The 17,753-nt window shown below is 44.8% G+C and carries 18 protein-coding genes; 13 read left to right on the top strand and 5 right to left on the bottom strand.

All coding sequences use genetic code 11. The features are described 5' to 3' along the window. The first annotated feature begins 3 nt into the window (after window positions 1-3). From ribBA to ACFI6G_RS09550, 6 genes are all read left to right on the top strand, one after another. On the top strand, window positions 4-1,113 hold the full coding sequence (gene ribBA, locus ACFI6G_RS09575; RefSeq protein ID WP_016790437.1) for a bifunctional 3,4-dihydroxy-2-butanone-4-phosphate synthase/GTP cyclohydrolase II: 1,110 nt from the start codon (window positions 4-6) through the stop codon (window positions 1,111-1,113). 294 nt (window positions 1,114-1,407) lie between these two features. Next, window positions 1,408-1,878, top strand: coding sequence for a 6,7-dimethyl-8-ribityllumazine synthase (gene ribH / locus ACFI6G_RS09570; protein WP_004734398.1), 471 nt, complete (start codon window positions 1,408-1,410; stop codon window positions 1,876-1,878). Then, window positions 1,878-2,345 (top strand): transcription antitermination factor NusB, encoded by a 468-nt coding sequence (gene nusB, locus ACFI6G_RS09565; RefSeq protein WP_004734399.1) that lies wholly within the window; start codon window positions 1,878-1,880, stop codon window positions 2,343-2,345. Before ribH ends, nusB begins: the two co-directional genes overlap by 1 nt. A gap of 291 nt (window positions 2,346-2,636) precedes the next feature. Further along, window positions 2,637-3,611: a thiamine-phosphate kinase gene (gene thiL / locus ACFI6G_RS09560; protein WP_010436366.1), complete on the top strand. Its 975-nt coding sequence runs from the start codon at window positions 2,637-2,639 to the stop codon at window positions 3,609-3,611. Continuing rightward, window positions 3,611-4,117 (top strand): phosphatidylglycerophosphatase A, encoded by a 507-nt coding sequence (gene pgpA / locus ACFI6G_RS09555; protein ID WP_010436368.1) that lies wholly within the window; start codon window positions 3,611-3,613, stop codon window positions 4,115-4,117. The genes thiL and pgpA overlap by 1 nt, the downstream gene beginning before the upstream one ends. A 50-nt stretch (window positions 4,118-4,167) precedes the next feature. After that, window positions 4,168-4,527, top strand: a complete 360-nt coding sequence (locus tag ACFI6G_RS09550; protein WP_016767605.1) for a putative quinol monooxygenase — start codon at window positions 4,168-4,170, stop codon at window positions 4,525-4,527. Window positions 4,528-4,660: 133 nt separating this feature from the next. On the opposite strand, the gene dxs is transcribed toward ACFI6G_RS09550, so the two are convergent. Genes dxs through xseB form a run of 3 tightly spaced genes read right to left on the bottom strand, consistent with a single transcriptional unit; the run spans window position 4,661 to window position 7,713 of the window. Next, a complete protein-coding gene (dxs, locus tag ACFI6G_RS09545; RefSeq protein ID WP_065099640.1) occupies window positions 4,661-6,544 on the bottom strand; it encodes a 1-deoxy-D-xylulose-5-phosphate synthase in 1,884 nt (627 codons plus the stop codon). A 21-nt stretch (window positions 6,545-6,565) separates the two neighbouring features. Continuing rightward, a complete protein-coding gene (ispA, locus tag ACFI6G_RS09540) occupies window positions 6,566-7,450 on the bottom strand; it encodes a (2E,6E)-farnesyl diphosphate synthase (RefSeq protein WP_010436376.1) in 885 nt (294 codons plus the stop codon). 20 nt (window positions 7,451-7,470) lie between these two features. Beyond that, the gene (gene xseB, locus ACFI6G_RS09535) at window positions 7,471-7,713 is read right to left on the bottom strand and encodes an exodeoxyribonuclease VII small subunit (protein WP_010436379.1); all 243 of its coding nucleotides are present in this window, start codon (window positions 7,711-7,713) and stop codon (window positions 7,471-7,473) included. Window positions 7,714-8,011: 298 nt separating this feature from the next. Here xseB and pomA point away from each other — a divergent pair, with 298 nt between their 5' ends. From pomA to rlmM, 7 genes are all read left to right on the top strand, one after another. Next, window positions 8,012-8,776, top strand: coding sequence for a flagellar motor protein PomA (gene pomA / locus ACFI6G_RS09530; protein WP_004734406.1), 765 nt, complete (start codon window positions 8,012-8,014; stop codon window positions 8,774-8,776). Between the two features lie 12 nt (window positions 8,777-8,788). Then, a complete protein-coding gene (locus ACFI6G_RS09525) occupies window positions 8,789-9,736 on the top strand; it encodes a flagellar motor protein MotB (RefSeq protein ID WP_016767602.1) in 948 nt (315 codons plus the stop codon). A 318-nt stretch (window positions 9,737-10,054) separates the two neighbouring features. Further along, window positions 10,055-11,503 (top strand): tRNA uracil 4-sulfurtransferase ThiI, encoded by a 1,449-nt coding sequence (gene thiI, locus ACFI6G_RS09520; protein WP_016767601.1) that lies wholly within the window; start codon window positions 10,055-10,057, stop codon window positions 11,501-11,503. A gap of 661 nt (window positions 11,504-12,164) precedes the next feature. Next, window positions 12,165-13,073 (top strand): transcriptional regulator GcvA, encoded by a 909-nt coding sequence (locus ACFI6G_RS09515; RefSeq protein ID WP_010436387.1) that lies wholly within the window; start codon window positions 12,165-12,167, stop codon window positions 13,071-13,073. Continuing rightward, window positions 13,066-13,689 (top strand): alpha/beta fold hydrolase, encoded by a 624-nt coding sequence (locus ACFI6G_RS09510; protein WP_016784972.1) that lies wholly within the window; start codon window positions 13,066-13,068, stop codon window positions 13,687-13,689. The genes ACFI6G_RS09515 and ACFI6G_RS09510 overlap by 8 nt, the downstream gene beginning before the upstream one ends. After that, complete coding sequence (locus tag ACFI6G_RS09505; RefSeq protein ID WP_010436391.1) at window positions 13,679-14,077, top strand: DUF423 domain-containing protein; 399 nt, start codon at window positions 13,679-13,681, stop codon at window positions 14,075-14,077. Before ACFI6G_RS09510 ends, ACFI6G_RS09505 begins: the two co-directional genes overlap by 11 nt. Next, a complete protein-coding gene (gene rlmM / locus ACFI6G_RS09500) occupies window positions 14,074-15,165 on the top strand; it encodes a 23S rRNA (cytidine(2498)-2'-O)-methyltransferase RlmM (protein WP_010436393.1) in 1,092 nt (363 codons plus the stop codon). Before ACFI6G_RS09505 ends, rlmM begins: the two co-directional genes overlap by 4 nt. An 81-nt stretch (window positions 15,166-15,246) precedes the next feature. Here the strand turns inward: rlmM and xni are convergent, their stop codons facing one another. Continuing rightward, window positions 15,247-16,020, bottom strand: a complete 774-nt coding sequence (gene xni, locus ACFI6G_RS09495; RefSeq protein WP_010436394.1) for a flap endonuclease Xni — start codon at window positions 16,018-16,020, stop codon at window positions 15,247-15,249. 145 nt (window positions 16,021-16,165) lie between these two features. Further along, window positions 16,166-17,530 (bottom strand): nucleotide 5'-monophosphate nucleosidase PpnN, encoded by a 1,365-nt coding sequence (gene ppnN, locus ACFI6G_RS09490; protein WP_010436397.1) that lies wholly within the window; start codon window positions 17,528-17,530, stop codon window positions 16,166-16,168. Between the last annotated feature and the right edge of the window lie 223 nt (window positions 17,531-17,753).

Raw genomic sequence — 17,753 nt, 5'->3', positions numbered from 1 at the left:
ACAATGCCAATTAGTACTCCTCAAGAAATTATTGAAGACATTCGCCTAGGAAAAATGGTTATCCTGATGGATGATGAAGATCGCGAAAATGAAGGCGATCTAATCATGGCAGCAGAACATGTGACGCCTGAAGCGATTAACTTCATGGCGATGTACGGCCGTGGCTTAATTTGTCTAACGTTGACCAAAGAGCGTTCAAACCGTATGGGTCTAGCGCCTATGGTTCAAGATAATAATGCTCAATACACAACCAACTTTACGGTTTCGATTGAAGCTGCTGAGGGTGTAACTACGGGGATTTCTGCATCAGATCGCGCCGTTACCGTTCAAGCGGCTGTGGCAAAAGATGCGAAAGCCGCTGACCTTGTTCAACCCGGGCATATCTTCCCACTGACAGCTCAAGAAGGTGGTGTATTAACTCGCGCTGGCCATACTGAAGCGGGTTGTGATCTAGCTCGCCTAGCGGGTTGTGAGCCAGCTTCGGTTATTGTTGAGATCCTAAATGACGATGGCACCATGGCACGTCGTCCTGACCTTGAAGTGTTTGCTGAAAAGCATGGTATCAAGTTGGGTACGATTGCTGACTTGATTGAATACCGTAACAACACGGAAACTACGATTGAACGTGTAGCACAATGCCATTTGCCAACAGAGTTTGGTGACTTTGAACTTGTGACTTACCGTGACACTATTGATAACCAGATCCACTACGCAATGCAAAAGGGCGACTTGTCTGTAGGCGCTCCACTAGTACGAGTTCACCTGCATGACACGTTTACCGATCTACTTCATTCAGACCGTGGAACGGAACGTAGCTGGTCGCTAGATAAAGCAATGAAGCGCATTGGCGACGAAGGCGGTGTGTTAGTTATTCTGGGCAACGAAGAGTCGTCTGACTCTTTGATTCACAAAGTGAAGACATTTGAAGCGCAAGATAAGAACGAACAACCAACCATGGCCAAGAAGCAAGGTACTTCTCGTCGTGTTGGTGTGGGTTCTCAGATCCTTCAAGATCTAGGCGTTCACGATATGCGTCTGCTTTCTTCAAGCACTAAGCGTTACCACGCATTGGGTGGTTTTGGTCTTAACGTTGTTGAGTACGTTTGCGAATAAATCATGTGCCGGTGAACACATGTTTCTCCGTTTTAGCGGCATAATTTACCGATGATTTCAGTTGCTCTTTTGGCTGTTGAACATGCCAAAAGAGCAAAGTAGAGAAGCTTGATTTACTCTGTGATCTGCGAGTGAGCTTTTCTTCTTGCTGTTCCCATATGGTTGGGAGCGACGCTGCACTATCATCTTTACATCTCCGGTGTCTGCTCTGCTAAATTAGCATTAGATATTGCTCACAGTTTTGTGCTAGAATCCGGCGATTCTCACTTGATGAAAATAGTTAAAGGAAGGCTTATGAAAGTGATCGAGGGTGGCTTCCCAGCGCCAAATGCAAAAATTGCTATCGTTATTGCTCGTTTCAACAGTTTTATTAACGAAAGTTTACTTTCTGGTGCAATCGATACTTTAAAGCGTCATGGACAAGTAAGCGAAGACAACATTACTGTTGTTCGCTGCCCAGGTGCAGTAGAACTTCCACTTGTAGCGCAGCGCGTTGCAAAAACGGGTAAGTTCGATGCGATTGTATCTCTTGGTACAGTAATCCGTGGCGGTACACCTCACTTTGACTATGTTTGTAGTGAATGTAATAAAGGTTTGGCACAAGTGTCTCTGGAATTTTCTCTTCCAGTAGCGTTTGGTGTTCTTACTGTTGATACGATCGATCAAGCTATTGAACGCGCAGGAACCAAGGCTGGTAATAAGGGTGCAGAAGCAGCACTTAGCGCACTTGAGATGATCAACGTTCTTTCTGAAATCGATTCCTAATGGGGGCCAGTGTGAAACCAGCCGCACGTCGTAACGCACGTCAATTTGCTCTACAAGCAATTTATTCTTGGCAAATTACTAAAGAAAATATTGCTACCGTTGAAGAACAGTTCTTATCTGGTGGTAAGTATGATGAAGAAGAGCATCATGCCGCAGAACCTGCTCTAGCTATGCCAGAAACAGACGTTGCATACTTCCGCGACCTACTAACTGGTGTTGCTCTTAGCCACATGGAACTTGATAGCAAGCTGCGTCCATTCGTATCTCGTCCTATGCAAGATCTGGATTTGATGGAACTAGCGCTTCTACGTTTAGCTATGTACGAGATGACTCGTCGCGAAGATGTACCATACAAAGTGGTTATCAACGAAGCTATCGAGCTTGCGAAAGTATTCGCAGCAGAAGACAGCCATAAGTTTGTTAACGGTGTGCTTGATAAAGCAGCGCCGCACGTTCGTAAGAAATAACACGTGCGTATATTGAATATAAAGGTCAGCTCTCATGCTGGCCTTTTTTGTAACTAAACTTCTGTAATATCAATAATACCAATCGTAGTAAATAACTGGTCACCCTAGCTTGCTAAAACGCTCGATAACTGCGTTACAATTTTTAATTGTAGAATAACTACTTATCGAAACTTCTTGTCGAAAAGAGCTGCCTTGTTCTCAAGCCTTTTCCCTACGCTAATTTTGAACACTTACTTACGGTGATTGGTATAATTACGGTGATTTGTATTAAGACTAAAGATAGGGCATGTGATGTCTGGCGAGTTTAACCTGATTGAAAAATATTTTGTAAATCGACAACCACAACGTAAAGACGTACATCTGGCAGCGGGCGATGACTGTGCTTTGGTCAAAGCGCCAAGCAATGTAGAGATCGCAATCAGCACCGACACTTTAGTTGCAGGTACGCACTTTTTAGCCGAAGCGAATCCTGCATGGGTGGCGCATAAAGCGTTAGCTTCGAACATTAGCGACCTTGCCGCTATGGGTGCGACGCCTGCTTGGGTTTCATTTGCTTTAACTATGCCAGAAGTCGATGAAGAATGGCTTGCCCCATTTTGTGATTCCTTTTTCAAACTTGCAGACTACTTTGGTATTCAGCTAATCGGCGGTGATACAACCAAAGGGCCGCTAAGTTTGACGTTGACTGTACAAGGCTTTGTGCCAGAAGGTCGAGCGTTGCGCAGAGATAACGCTAAAGTGGGCGACTGGATTTACGTGACGGGTAATCTAGGGGACAGCAAAGCTGGGTTAGACGTGTTACTGAACCCCGAAAAGAACAAAGTGAAGCCTTATGCGCTAGAGCTTGAAGAGAGGCACTACCTGAGCACTCCGCGAATATTGGCGGGTCAAGCTCTAGTTAACCTTGCTTCATCGGCTATCGATATCTCTGATGGTGTTATTGCTGATTTAAAACATATCCTCAAACGTTCTCAGGTTGGTGCGAGTATTGATGTAAGCACGCTGCCCCTCTCTCCAGAGTTACGTCAGTTCGCTTGTGATATTACTTCAGCTCAGCAGTATGCGCTGACCAGTGGTGAAGAGTACGAACTTTGCTTTACTGTGCCTGAAGAAAATAAAGGTTCATTGGAAAGTGCTTTGTCGCACACAGGAACAAAAGTCACCTGCATTGGCCAGATAAGACCTGTAGAATATTTTGAACTACACAATAATGGTGAACCACTAAGTTGGAACTTAACTGGTTACGATCACTTTAAGGCTAATTGATGACAAACCCACTTTCTCTTATTTCTCTTAAAAACCCTTGGCATTTATTGGCAACCGGTTTTGGTAGTGGCTTATCGCCGATTATTCCTGGAACTATGGGTACGCTTGCGTCGATTCCGTTGTACCTATTATTGGTTCAGCTCCCTTTTCCTGCTTATGTTGCGGTAGTGGTTGTAAGCTGCATTATTGGTATCAAAATTTGTCAAGTGACATCTGATGATATGGGAGTGCACGATCACGGCTCTATCGTGTGGGATGAATTCGCAGGCTTTTGGATCACCATGGGCTTAGTGCCTTTATTGAATATCCCTACAGATGATTGGAAATGGCTGTTCACTGGTTTTGTCTTGTTTCGTTTTTTCGATATGGTGAAACCTTGGCCAATTGGTTGGTTAGATCAGCGAGTACATGGCGGCTTAGGTATCATGATTGATGATATTGTTGCGGGCATTATGGCGGCTGTTGCCTTGTATGCTGTGGCTCATTTTGCTGGCTGGCTCGTTTAAGAATTAATATTCAAAGCACTAACAATAATAGATAAAAACAAGGAATAACAATGTCTAAGAAGGTTTACTGTGTTGCTCAATTTCAGCCTAAAAAAGGCAAATTGAACGAGTTGTTTGAAGTTCTGAAATCACTAGAGCCAAACACAATGCGTGAAGACGGTTGTATTCAATATACAGTGACTCGTCACATCAACAGCCCATTTGCAGAAGGTGAAAGTTTCCCTATTGCATTCAATGAGATCTGGGCTGATAACGAAGCATTCGAAGCACACTGTCAACGTCGTGAAATTCAACAGTTCTTCCAAGAGCAGTGTGTTGAAGAAACCGGCTTGGTTGAGAACTTCAACGTTGCTATCTACTCTGATGAACCAGAGAACTATGACGCACCGGTGCTTAAGCCATGTTGCTAAGCTGGTTTAATAGCCAATAGCTAATAACTAACAACTAAACAGTGAATAGTTAATGAGTTAGCAGATACTAAAAAGGTTGGCCTTAGGGCCAACCTTTTTTTGCTTTGTTACTTATGCTGCTTGCTGATGAAAGCTATTTAGCAAGGTAGTCAGAGATAGACTTCTCTATACCTTTGGCATCTAAGCCAAGCTCTTCGTGCAGTTCACCTTGAGTGCCTTGAGCAATAAACTTGTCTGGTAAGCCAAGGTTTAATACTGGCATCAGTAGCTTCTCTTGCATCAAGAATTCAATCACACCCGCGCCTGCACCACCTGCAATCGCGTTTTCTTCGATTGTCACAAGTACATCGTGGTCAGCAGCAAGTTGTTTGATTAGTGTTTTATCGAGTGGCTTCACAAAGCGCATGTCTGTAACCGTCGCATCGATAGCGTCAGCCGTTTGAAGCGCACTCTCCAGGAAAGTACCGAAGCTTAGGATTGCGACTTTCGAGCCATCTTTTGCTTTTTCGCTTTCGCGAACGATACGACCTTTACCAATCTCAAGAGCGGTAAACTCACTTTGAATCTCAGTACCCATACCATTACCGCGAGGGTAACGAACGGCACTTGGCCCTATGTGCTGATGACCAGTGTAAAGCATTTGGCGACATTCGTTTTCGTCGCTTGGTGCCATGATCACCATGTTTGGAATGCAGCGCATAAAGCTTAGATCGAACGCACCTTGGTGTGTTTGACCATCGGCACCGACAAGACCCGCACGGTCAATAGCAAACATAACCGGTAGATCCATGATAGCCACATCGTGGATCAGTTGATCGTAGCCACGTTGTAGGAAAGTCGAGTAGATAGCGACAATCGGCTTATCACCGGCAATCGCCATACCGGTTGCTAGCGTCACAGCATGCTGCTCAGCAATCGCTACATCAAAGTACTGCTCTGGGTATTCTTTAGAGAAACGAACCATACCAGAACCTTCACGCATTGCTGGTGTGATCGCCATTAGCTTAGGGTCTTGAGCAGCCATATCACACAAGAAATCGCCAAAAATCTTAGAGAAAGTTGGTTTAGAGCTGGTGCTCTTCGGCAGACTCGAATGTGCAGGGTCGAATTTAGGTACGCCGTGATAACCAATTGGATCTTTCTCAGCTGGCTCGTAGCCTTTGCCTTTCTTCGTCATGATATGTAAGAACTGAGGACCTTTAAGATCTCGCATGTTCTTGAGCGTTTTAATCAACTCATTCACATCGTGACCATCGATTGGACCAATGTAGTTGAAACCTAACTCTTCAAACATAGTGCCAGGGACAACCATACCTTTTAGATGTTCTTCTGTACGACGGACCAACTCTTTTATCGGCGGAACGCCTGATAGCACTTTCTTGCCACCCTCACGAATTGACGTGTAAAGACTGCCAGAAAGAACTTGAGCTAGGTGGTTGTTTAGAGCTCCTACATTTTCAGAGATCGACATCTCGTTATCATTAAGGATAACCAACATGTCATTGTGAATATCACCCGCATGGTTCATGGCTTCGAAAGCCATACCTGCGGTAATCGCGCCATCACCAATGACACTGACAACTTTACGATCCTTACCTTCCTTCTTAGCACTGATCGCCATACCAAGTGCGGCACTGATCGATGTTGAAGAGTGACCGACAGAAAGGGTGTCGTATTCGCTCTCTTGTCGCCATGGGAATGGGTGCAATCCATCTTTTTGACGAATAGTCGACAAGCGGTCGCGACGACCAGTAAGAATTTTGTGCGGGTATGCTTGGTGGCCAACATCCCAAACCAATTGGTCAAAAGGAGTGTTATACACATAGTGCAGAGCCACTGTTAGCTCTACTGTACCTAAGCCTGACGCTAAGTGGCCACTTGACTGGCTCACTGAGTTAAGAAGATAGGTGCGTAATTCATCACAAAGCTGTGTTAGCGTCTCTTTCGGAAGTAGACGCAAATCCTCTGGCTTATCAGCCAAAGCAAGAGTTGGGTACTTTGATATATCAAGAGTCATAGGTAATGCGCGCTTATTGTCTTAGTTCTTGCGCTCGATGACGTATCGGGCGAACTCTTCGAGTGACTGGGTATTGTATGGGATTGCAGCCAAAGCTTGAAGCGCTTCCTGTAGCAGAGTTTGCGCTTTTTCTTGAGCGCCCTCTAAACCTAACAAAGAAGGGTAGGTGCTTTTGTTCAATTCTTGGTCAGAACCCTGTGGCTTACCCAAAGTTTCCGTGTCGCTGGTGATATCCAAAATATCATCTTGAACTTGGAAGGCTAACCCGATGGCATCTGCGTACCTATCTAATTGAGGCATTACTTCTAACGCTTTTTCACCAGCAGCGAGTGCACCTAATCGAATGGCACTCTTCATTAAAGCGCCCGTTTTATTTCGGTGAACTTCTTCTAATTCTTCTAGCGTAACAGCGCGGTTTTCGGCTTCAATATCAAGCGCCTGACCAATACACATACCTTGAGCACCAGAGGCTTCAGCTAAGCGTTGAATCATTCGAACGCGATTGCTTTCCCCATCAGCACTTAACGTGCCTTCCGCAAGTATAGTAAACGCGAGAGTTTGTAGTGCATCGCCAGTTAAAATAGCGGTCGCTTCATCAAATTTGATGTGACAAGTCTGATGACCACGGCGCAGTTCATCGTCATCCATCGCCGGAAGGTCGTCGTGAATCAGAGAGTAGGCATGAATACATTCGATTGCAGAAGCTGGAGTATCGAGCTCTTCAGCCGTGCACCCGAGCATTTCCCCTGTAATGTAGACAAGAAATGGACGCGCACGTTTGCCGCCTAAAAGCAATCCATAACGCATTGCGTTGATAAGATTTTGATTTTGGTGTGGCAGGCGATCAAGCCAAAGGTTCAGTTGCTCGTTATTACGTGCTTGATAAGACAATAACGTCTCGATCATAGGGGATCTCATACAATTTGTTATTCAGGTTGTGGGTTAAAGTCGCTAAGTTCTGCATTTTGATCGTTTTGCAGTAAGATGCTAACGCGTTGTTCTGCATCGTTTAGTTTACTTTGACCGGCTCGAGCGAGGGAGATACCTCGTTCGAATTTTTTCAGCGCATCATCTAAAGCTAGATCACCATTTTCTAGTTGATCAACCAAGCCATCAAGCTCTTCGATTGCCGCTTCAAAGCTCATATTTTCAGGTTTCTTAGTAGCCATAATAAATCTGCGTTTGGAAAGATGAACGAACGTTACCCTAGGCCGCTGATATGGTCAAATGTAACAAAGGAATTTTGCTAGAAAGTTCGTTTTTAAGGGGCTTGAACTCACTTTGATTGAATAACCTTAGCTTTATCGAGTTTATGCGCTACGTATAGGGGTAAAGTCTGCGAATAGTAGTGACTCAAAAACGAAAAGTGTGATACTTAAGCCAAGAATTTACTAAAAGATCTTATAGTCTGGCCGATAAAAAGATTATCGTCGACGTAGAGCTACAAAAAAGCATGAGGAGTGCTCAGTGGATTTAGCAACCCTAATAGGTTTGATTGGTGGATTTGCCTTTGTAATCATGGCAATGATCCTAGGTGGAAGCCTCGGGATGTTCTATGACACGACATCCATTTTGATCGTGGTGGGTGGTTCAACGTTTGTTGTTCTGATGAAGTTCACTATGGGACAGTTCTTTGGTGCGACTAAAATTGCCGGCAAAGCATTTATGTTTAAAGCCGATGAGCCTGAAGATCTTATCGCTAAAGTTGTAGAGATGGCAGATGCTGCACGTAAAGGTGGCTTCTTGGCACTTGAAGAGATGGAAATCAGCAACAGTTTCATGCAAAAGGGTATCGACTTATTGGTGGATGGCCATGATGGTGATGTGGTGCGTGCAGCACTGCAAAAAGACATCGCATTAACGACAGAACGTCACGAGCAGGGCGCGAAAGTGTTCTCTGCATTCGGTGATGTTGCCCCTGCGATGGGTATGATTGGTACCTTAGTTGGTCTGGTAGCCATGCTTTCGAACATGGATGATCCTAAAGCGATCGGTCCTGCGATGGCGGTTGCACTCTTAACTACGCTTTATGGTGCAATCCTTTCGAACATGGTGTTCTTCCCTATTGCCGACAAGCTTGCGCTGCGTCGTGACCAAGAAACACTAAACCGTCGTCTGGTGATGGATGGTGTTTTAGCGATTCAAGATGGCCAGAACCCACGTGTTATCGATGGTTACCTGAAGAGCTACCTAAACGAAGGTAAGCGCACGATTGATGGTGAACCCGCGTAAGAGGAATTGAAGATGGATGAAGAAAATCCATGTAAATGTCCTCCTCCGGGGTTACCTCAATGGATGGGGACATTTGCTGACTTGATGTCACTGCTGATGTGTTTCTTCGTACTGCTGCTCTCATTCTCTGAGATGGACGTACTGAAGTTCAAACAGATCGCGGGCTCGATGAAGTTTGCGTTTGGTGTACAAAACCGTTTAGAAGTGAAAGACATCCCGAAAGGGACCAGCATCATTGCACAAGAGTTTCGCCCTGGTCGTCCAGAACCAACACCGATTGATGTGATCATGCAGCAAACCATCGATATTACTCAGCAGACGCTGGAGTTTCATGAAGGTGAATCTGAGCGTGCTGGCGGCACCATGCGTGACCAAGGCAAGATGACCGGAGGCAAGTCGCCAGAGGTTTCGACTCACGACAATCAAAACTCTGAGTCAGACCAACAGCAACAACAAGCTGAAGCTCAATCGCAAGAGATGGAAACCTTGATGGAAAGCATCAAGAAGGCGTTGGAGCGAGAAATCGACCAAGGCGCGATTGAGGTGGAAAACCTTGGCCAACAGATTGTGATTCGAATTCGTGAGAAGGGTGCATTCCCATCGGGTTCTGCTTTCCTACAGCCGAAGTTCCGACCTTTGGTGAGACAGGTGGCTGAACTGGTGAAAGATGTTCCGGGTATTGTTCGAATCTCAGGGCACACTGATAACCAAAGGCTTGATTCTGAGCTGTATCGCTCGAATTGGGATCTGTCATCTCAGCGAGCCGTATCTGTTGCTCAAGAGATGGAGAAGGTTCGTGGGTTCTCTCATCAACGCTTGAGAGTTCGTGGTATGGCTGATACTGAGCCTGTAGAGCCGAATGATACGGAATGGCAACGCAGCCTAAACCGCCGCGTAGAGATCAGCATCATGCAGGGCGAGCCACTATACAGCGAAGAAGTTCCAGTGGTTACTCAATAATATCGCGTGCTCATATGATTTAGAAAGCCCAACCTTATGATGAGGTTGGGCTTTTTATTTTAATTCGTCATGATTAACTGAGTTCAAATTTGTGTACCTATGACACTACGATGGTGAACAGAGATGCTATTTTTAATAAGGTGCGTATTTATTACTGGCGCTAAAGCACGCACTCTTTTCCTTGTTTCCTTTTCTCATGTATAATCCGCGCCCTTAGATTTAATATTGATCTACTATTGCTTCAATAACTATGTGAAATGACCTTTTACGTGGTGATGAACCTATTAAAATTGTGAACCTTATTGGCGTGAAAGTACTATGAAATTTATTGTTAAGCCCCACCCGGAAATTTTTGTAAAAAGTGAATCGGTGCGTAAGCGCTTCACAAAGATTCTAGAACGTAATATTCGCACTATTCTTCAGCGTCGTACTGAGTCTGTGGCTGTTTTCAACCGTCGTGACTACATCGAAGTGACGTCTGAGAGCGACAAATACTTTAAAGAAACACTCGAAGTATTGACGCAAACTCCGGGTATTCATCACTCCCTTGAAGTTCAGCAATCAGAATTTAAAGACCTGCACGATATTTACGAGCAAGTTCTTGAGCGCAGCCGTGGTCTTATTGAAGGTAAGACTTTCTCTGTGCGAGCTAAGCGTCGCGGTAAACATGATTTTACCTCTATCGAGCTAGAGCGTTACGTAGGTGGTGGTCTAAACCAAGCGGTAGACTCAGCAAAAGTAAAACTGAAAAACCCAGATATTACCGTTAAGGTTGAAGTCGAGAACGGCAAGCTAAACCAAGTGATTGAACGTCATAAAGGCCTAGGCGGTTTCCCTCTAGGTACTCAAGAAGACCTACTGAGCTTGATCTCTGGCGGTTTCGATTCTGGCGTTTCAAGCTACTTGCACATCAAACGTGGTTCGAAAGTGCATTACTGCTTCTTTAACCTAGGTGGTCCAGCACACGAAATTGGCGTTAAGCAAGTTTCTCACTATCTATGGGACAAATACGGCTCATCGGCCAAGGTGAAGTTCATCTCTATCGATTTTGAACCTGTAGTCGCAGAGATTCTTGAGAACGTTGAAGACGGCCAAATGGGCGTGGTTCTTAAGCGTATGTTCATGCGCGCTGGTGGTATGGTTGCAGAACGCTTGGGTATTGAAGCGCTAGTAACCGGTGAGGCGCTTGGCCAGGTTTCTAGCCAAACGCTAACTAACCTTCGCCACATCGACAACGTGACCGATACGTTGATTCTTCGTCCACTTATCAACTGGGACAAAGAAGACATTATCGACCTATCTCGTAAGATTGGTACTGAAGACTTCGCGAAAGTAATGCCAGAGTACTGTGGTGTTATTTCTAAGAAGCCAACAGTGAAAGCGAAGAAAGGTAAACTAGAAGCGGAAGAAGCTAAGTTTAACTTTGAAGTCCTGGATCAAGTGATCGAGAACGCTCGTATTATGGATATCCGTGACATCGAGAAAGAGAGTCAAGAGCAAGCTCCTGAAGTTGAACAAGTTCAAGCCGTTGCCGAGCACGCTGTCGTTCTAGATATCCGCAGCCCAGACGAGGAAGACGAAAGCCCACTAGAGATCGATGGTGTTGAAATTAAGCACATCCCGTTCTTCAAGCTTTCAACTCAGTTTGGCGACCTAGACCAAGCGAAAGAATATTTGCTGTACTGTGACCGTGGTGTCATGAGCCGTCTACAGGCACTTTACCTACAAGAGCAAGGTTTCCATAACGTTAAGGTTTACCGCCCATAGTGGTGTGCTAACCGAATTGCTGAATACTTTGCAAAGCCGCTTACTGAAAAGTAAGCGGCTTTTTTATTTCTATTGAGAATGCTCTACAGTACTGAGGCATAGTCGAGAGTTTGGTGCGCGATCTATATGCTCTGATTTCATATGTTAAATTGTTGGGCTTGAAGCGGGTTTTTGTGACGCTGAAAATATGAGTATCTTGAAGGATTCTGTTAGTTTTTAGTGCGATTCAATGATTCGATTTGTATGTGTTCAGTTGATTATTTGAGTGCTTGTTTAATTCTGTGATTAATGATGAAAAATAATAAAGATTAATTAGCACAGCTATTGATAAACTTGTTGCTACTTTTCTTTGCACATAAAAAAACACCGCCCATAAGGCGGTGCAAACAAATTTGACAGACAGGTCAAAATAAATACAGGAAGTACATGCCTCGTTCCAGTATAGAACTGCAACAAAACATTTGGTAGAACTCTACCCAACTCGAAAAGAACGAGTTTGCAAACACAACATCGCAGGAGCTAAACCAATTGATTCTAGAGAGAATCAAGCCGTTCAGGCTAGCTGCTGCGGGATGAAATATAGAATTTCTCTGGCCGCTAGGCAATGGACAAATTATAATGTTTCAGATAAAAAAAACTAATGCTTATTTAGAGAGTAACTATGTCTCGTCGATTACCCCCATTAAACTCGTTAAGAGTGTTTGAAGCCGCGGCTCGACACTTGAGTTTTACGCGTGCTGCAGAAGAGTTGTTTGTTACTCAAGCTGCCGTCAGTCATCAGATCAAAGCGCTTGAAGAATTCTTGTCTTTGAAGCTTTTTCGTCGAAGAAATCGTTCTTTGTTGCTTACTGAAGAAGGGCAAAGCTACTTCTTGGATATCAAAGATATTTTCACATCACTGGCTGAAGCGACGGATAAAGTGCTTGAGCGAAGTGAGAAGGGCGCATTGACCATCAGCTTACCTCCAAGCTTTGCGATTCAATGGTTAGTGCCAAGACTTGCTGACTTTAATCAACAAGAGCCTGATATTGATGTGCGAATCAAAGCCGTTGATATGGACGAAGGCTCGCTGACCGATGACGTAGACGTAGCTATTTATTATGGTCGAGGTAATTGGTCGGGACTTAGGGCCGATAAGCTTTATCAAGAATATTTAATTCCTTTATGCTCACCTTCGGTGTTGCTTGGGAGCAAGCCGTTAGAAACGCTCAGTGATTTGGCATGTCATACGTTACTGCATGATACTTCTCGAAAGGATTGGAAGCAGTTTGCTAAGCAAAATGGCATCGATGGCGTGAACGTCAATCACGGTCCTATCTTTAGTCACTCAACCATGGTGTTGCAGGCTGCGGCTCACGGCCAAGGCATTGCATTGGGTAATAATGTATTAGCCCAGCCTGAAATAGAGGCGGGTCGTTTGATTGCGCCTTTTGACGAAGTGTTGGTGAGCAAGAATGCCTTCTATGTGGTTTGTCATGAAAAACAAGCTGACATGGGCCGTATCGCCACCTTCCGCGACTGGATGCTGGCGAAAGCGCAAAGTGAACAAGAGGATTTACTCGATGAATAACGTCATCATTGATGGTGAAGACAATCCAATCACCTTTATCTTTGCACATGGCGCAGGCGCAGGTATGGAGCATGAATTCATGCAGTCGGTGGCAAAAGGGTTGGCCTTTAAAGGGATACGAGTTATCCGTTTTAATTTCCCTTACATGATTAAACGTGCTGAAGATGGCAAGCGTCGTCCACCTGACAGAGCGCCTAAGCTGCTTGAAGCTTACCAAGAGATTATTGAGCAGGTTGATGCTGGTAAGCTTGTTATTGGCGGAAAATCGATGGGAGGACGCATGGCGAGCCATTTGTCTGAAGTTGATAAGGTGGCAGCAATGGCGTGTTTAGGCTTTCCTTTCCACCCTCCAGGTAAGCCTGAGAAGTACAAAGGTGAGCATCTTGCTGAGTTAGAGAAACCTTGTTTAATTTTACAAGGTGAACGTGACACCTTCGGTAAGCGTGAAGAGTTTGCTGATTTTGAACTGTCTGGTTCTATTCGTGTTGAATTTATTCCCGATGGCGACCACAGTTTTAAGCCTCGTAAGAGTTCTGGCTACACCGAACAGCAAAACATAGCTTTAACCGTTGAGAAACTATCGGCGTTTATCAAAGAGGTGCTTAATGAGAAGTAAGTATTTACTCACCTTTACAGGTATCTCTGGTGCAATAGCCGTAATGCTAGGTGCCTTCGCCGCTCACGGCCTGAAAGCTATTTTATCTGAGTATCAGCTAGGCGTGTTTGAGACTGGCGTTCAGTACCAGTTTATCCATACTCTGGCGATATTGGCGTGTGGCGCTCTGTTACAGATGAAACTTGGCGCTAAATCACAAAAATATTTTTTCATTGCGGCAATTTGCTTTATCATCGGCATCCTTTGTTTTAGTGGCAGCCTTTATGGGTTAGCACTGACAGGAATAAAATGGTTTGGCCCTATAACACCGTTCGGTGGTCTACTATTTATCATTGGTTGGGGAGTCTTCTCCTTCGCTGCTTTGAATATAAAAGAGGTAACTCAGTGAAACACGTACTACTTTATTGTCGCTCTGGTTTTGAAAAAGAATGTGCTGGCGAAATTCAAGACAAGGCAACACAACTGGAAGTGTTTGGTTTTCCTCGCCTAAAGAACAATACAGGCTTTGTATTGTTCGAATGCTATCAAGCAGGTGAAGCAGATAAGTTGATCAAAGAGGTCGACTTCCAATCTCTGATCTTTGCTCGTCAAATGATCGCGGTAGCGGTTGAAATCAAAGACCTGCCAACCGATGACCGTATCTCTCCAATTCTTGAGGCGCTTTCTGAGAAAGAAGGTTTTCCACGTTGTGGCGATATCCGAATTGAAACGCCAGACACCAATGAAGCGAAAGAGCTTTTGAAATTCTGCCGAAAGTTTACTGTGCCAATGCGTCAAGCTATGCGTGGTAAAGGCCTGATGACAGCGAAAGACAATGTTAAAAAGCCTGTGCTGCACTTATGTTTTATCGCTCCGGGTCACTGTTTTATTGGTTACTCTTACCCAACCAACAACTCACAGTTCTTCATGGGCATTCCTCGTTTGAAATTCCCATCAGATGCACCAAGCCGTTCTACATTGAAGCTAGAAGAAGCATTCCACGTATTCATCCCTCGTGATGAGTGGGACGAGCGTCTGGCTCCGGGCATGTGGGGCGTAGATCTAGGTGCGTGTCCAGGTGGTTGGACTTACCAATTGGTTAAGCGTTCTATGTTTGTTCACTGTGTTGATAACGGTATGATGGCAGATAGCCTTATGGAAACGGGGCAAATTAAGCACCACATGGTAGATGGCTTTAAATTCGAACCTGACCGTAAGAACGTGACTTGGATTATCTGTGATATGGTTGAGAAGCCAGCTCGTGTTGCTCACTTGATGGGTGAGTGGATTATCAAAGGCTGGGCGAAAGAAGCACTGTTCAACCTTAAACTGCCAATGAAAGGCCGTTACGATGAAGTACTGCAAGATATCGAGAACCTAAAACAGTTTCTGATTGATAACAAAGTTAAATTCAAGATGCAGGCGAAGCACCTTTACCATGATCGCGAAGAGATCACGGTTCACATTCAGTCGCTTTCGAATATCTCACCGTACTAATATTTTCATTAGTATGTCAGTGATAAAGAAAATGCTCCTTTAAGGGGCATTTTTTGTATCTGCTCATCGCATTATCGGGAGTTAAGAATGAGCTTCGTAGCGAATGTCTTGAAGATTGAAGCCCAAATCTATATCAGTTTTTAGAGCTGAAACCAACTTGCACACTCGTGCGGATTCGATGTGTTCATCGAACTTCTTACGATATTTTTTAGGTAAATCTTCAGCTAGGAATGCGGCTTCAATATCGGGATAAGTCGTTAAGATCTCTTTGGCTGCTTTTGGTCCCACGCCTGGGATCCCAGGTACTTGGCTTGAACTAACGCCCGTTAATCCCCAGTAATCTGCAAGTTGCTCTGGTTTTACGCCGAACTCAGCTTCGATAAAGGGCTTATCTAACCAGCGATGTTGGAAGTAATCGCGGATCTGTAGTGTAGGTGATAACAGTTGGCAGTAACCTTTATCGGTAGAGATTATCGTAACTTTTTCACCATGGTCAGCCACTTTTTTTGCGAGTGTTGCTACTAAGTCATCAGCTTCATCGCCATCAGATAACAGCGAATCAATACCTAATTCCCACCAAGCTTGTTGGATAGCATCGAGGCCTTTCAGTAATGGCTCAGGCATTGGCTTTCGGTTTTGTTTATAGGCAGGAAGGACTTCTGCACGCCAGCCCCGATCTTGTAAGTGGTGATCGAATACCGCGATGATGTGAGTTGGTTTAGACTCCGCAAGAATCTTATTAAGAGTACGAGTCGTGGTAGTGATGGTTCTTGCTATATCGGTTGGATCCGGCTGAACTGAGTGAACGCGTCGGATTAGGTTCAAGGCATCGATAATAACAAGATGGATAGACATAAGTTTCCACTAAATAGGCAATAAATAAGGGGCTGCTAGCCCCTTATAGTAACGTATCACTTGGTGAGTTGAAACGCTGGTGACGTAAACGTCATGACTTGTTTAGCTTTATGCTTACGGCTTTGTTATCAGTCAGATATTATCATCAGCTGCTTGGCGCAATTTTATAACAAGGAACGTAGTCGGTACCACCCGGCAGTTTCATTCGATCTTGTTCAACAAAATCATTTAGCAGTTGATCCATCTTAGTCATCAACTCTTTGTCGCCATCAATGAGGAATGGCCCATGCTTCTCAATCTCCAGAATACCTTCGGCTTTGACGTTACCTGCCACAATACCTGAGAACGCTTTACGTAAATTCGCAGCAAGGCTCTCTGTTTTCTGATCCATGTGCAGATCGAGTGCCGCCATAGATTCGTGAGTAGGGTCGAAGGGGAGTTGGAACTCAGGCTCAATATGCAGTGACCAGTTGTAGCTGTAAGCATCGCCTGTTTCTTTGCGGTGAGAGCGTACATCTGGCATTGCTTGCTTCATAATTTTCGCAGCACGTGCTGGATCATCAATGACAATTTCATAGTGCTTTTGCGCTTCTTCACCCAATGTTTCACCAATGAACTTATCAATTGAACGGAAGTAAGCCTCGCTCTCTTTAGAGCCAGTTAGAACGATAGGCATCGGTTGGTCTGCGTTGTTTGGGTGCATCATGATACCTAGGATGTACAGCAGTTCTTCGGCGGTTCCTGGGCCTCCAGGGAAGATTATGATGCCATGTGCCATACGAACAAACGCTTCAAGACGTTTCTCGATATCGGGCATGATCACCAGTTCGTTCACTATCGGGTTTGGCGGCTCAGCCGCAATGATTGATGGTTCAGTTAACCCTAAATAACGATGTTCAGTATAGCGCTGCTTAGCGTGACCAATAGCCGCACCTTTCATTGGCCCTTCCATCGCACCTGGTCCACAACCCGTACAGATGTTGAGTTCACGTAGGCCAAGTTCATTACCGACTTCGCGAGTATATTGGTATTCAGTGGCATTAATTGAGTGCCCACCCCAGCACACGATCAGGTTCGGCTCAATGCCGGGTGTGAGTGCTCCTGCGTTTCTCAAAATACCAAACACAAGATTGGTGATGTGAGTTGCGTTGGTGAGGTTAAGCCTTTGGTTATCGGCCAAGTGCATGTTGACGTAGACAATGTCACGCAGCACTGAGAATAGATGTTCTTGAATACCCTTGATGATTTCACCGTCGACAAAGGCATGCTCTGGTGGGTTGCTTAGTTCGAGCTTGATACCACGCTCACGACGCACCACTTCAACATCAAATGACTGATACTTGTCGAGCAATTCTTTGGAGTTGTCGGTGTGGCTACCCGAGTTCAGTACCGCTAACGTACAGTTACGATACAGTTGGTACAGATCACTAGATGCGGTTTTTTTAAGACGCTCAACTTCAAGTTGAGAGAGTAAATCCATGCTACCGGCAGGGCTGATATGAGTGATCATAGTGCCTCCTTGTTGAGAAGAGCAGAGGCGACTTTTGAAGTGACCCTCTGGCTCGAGAGTGAGAAGCAAACGTTGAAAGTGTTTGGTTAAAGGTGAGAAGAGTTAACCAGACGAAACGGTTACGACAGCGTTGCTTTATGGATTGTATGGAATTGCTTAAGGGCTAATATCGAGTTGCTTAAGATCTTATAAACAGCATGACTTGTCAAGAATGCTTGTTAAG

This window comes from Vibrio sp. PSi01 (assembly GCF_054960695.1).
This window is presented reverse-complemented; position numbering and strand designations above follow the sequence as displayed.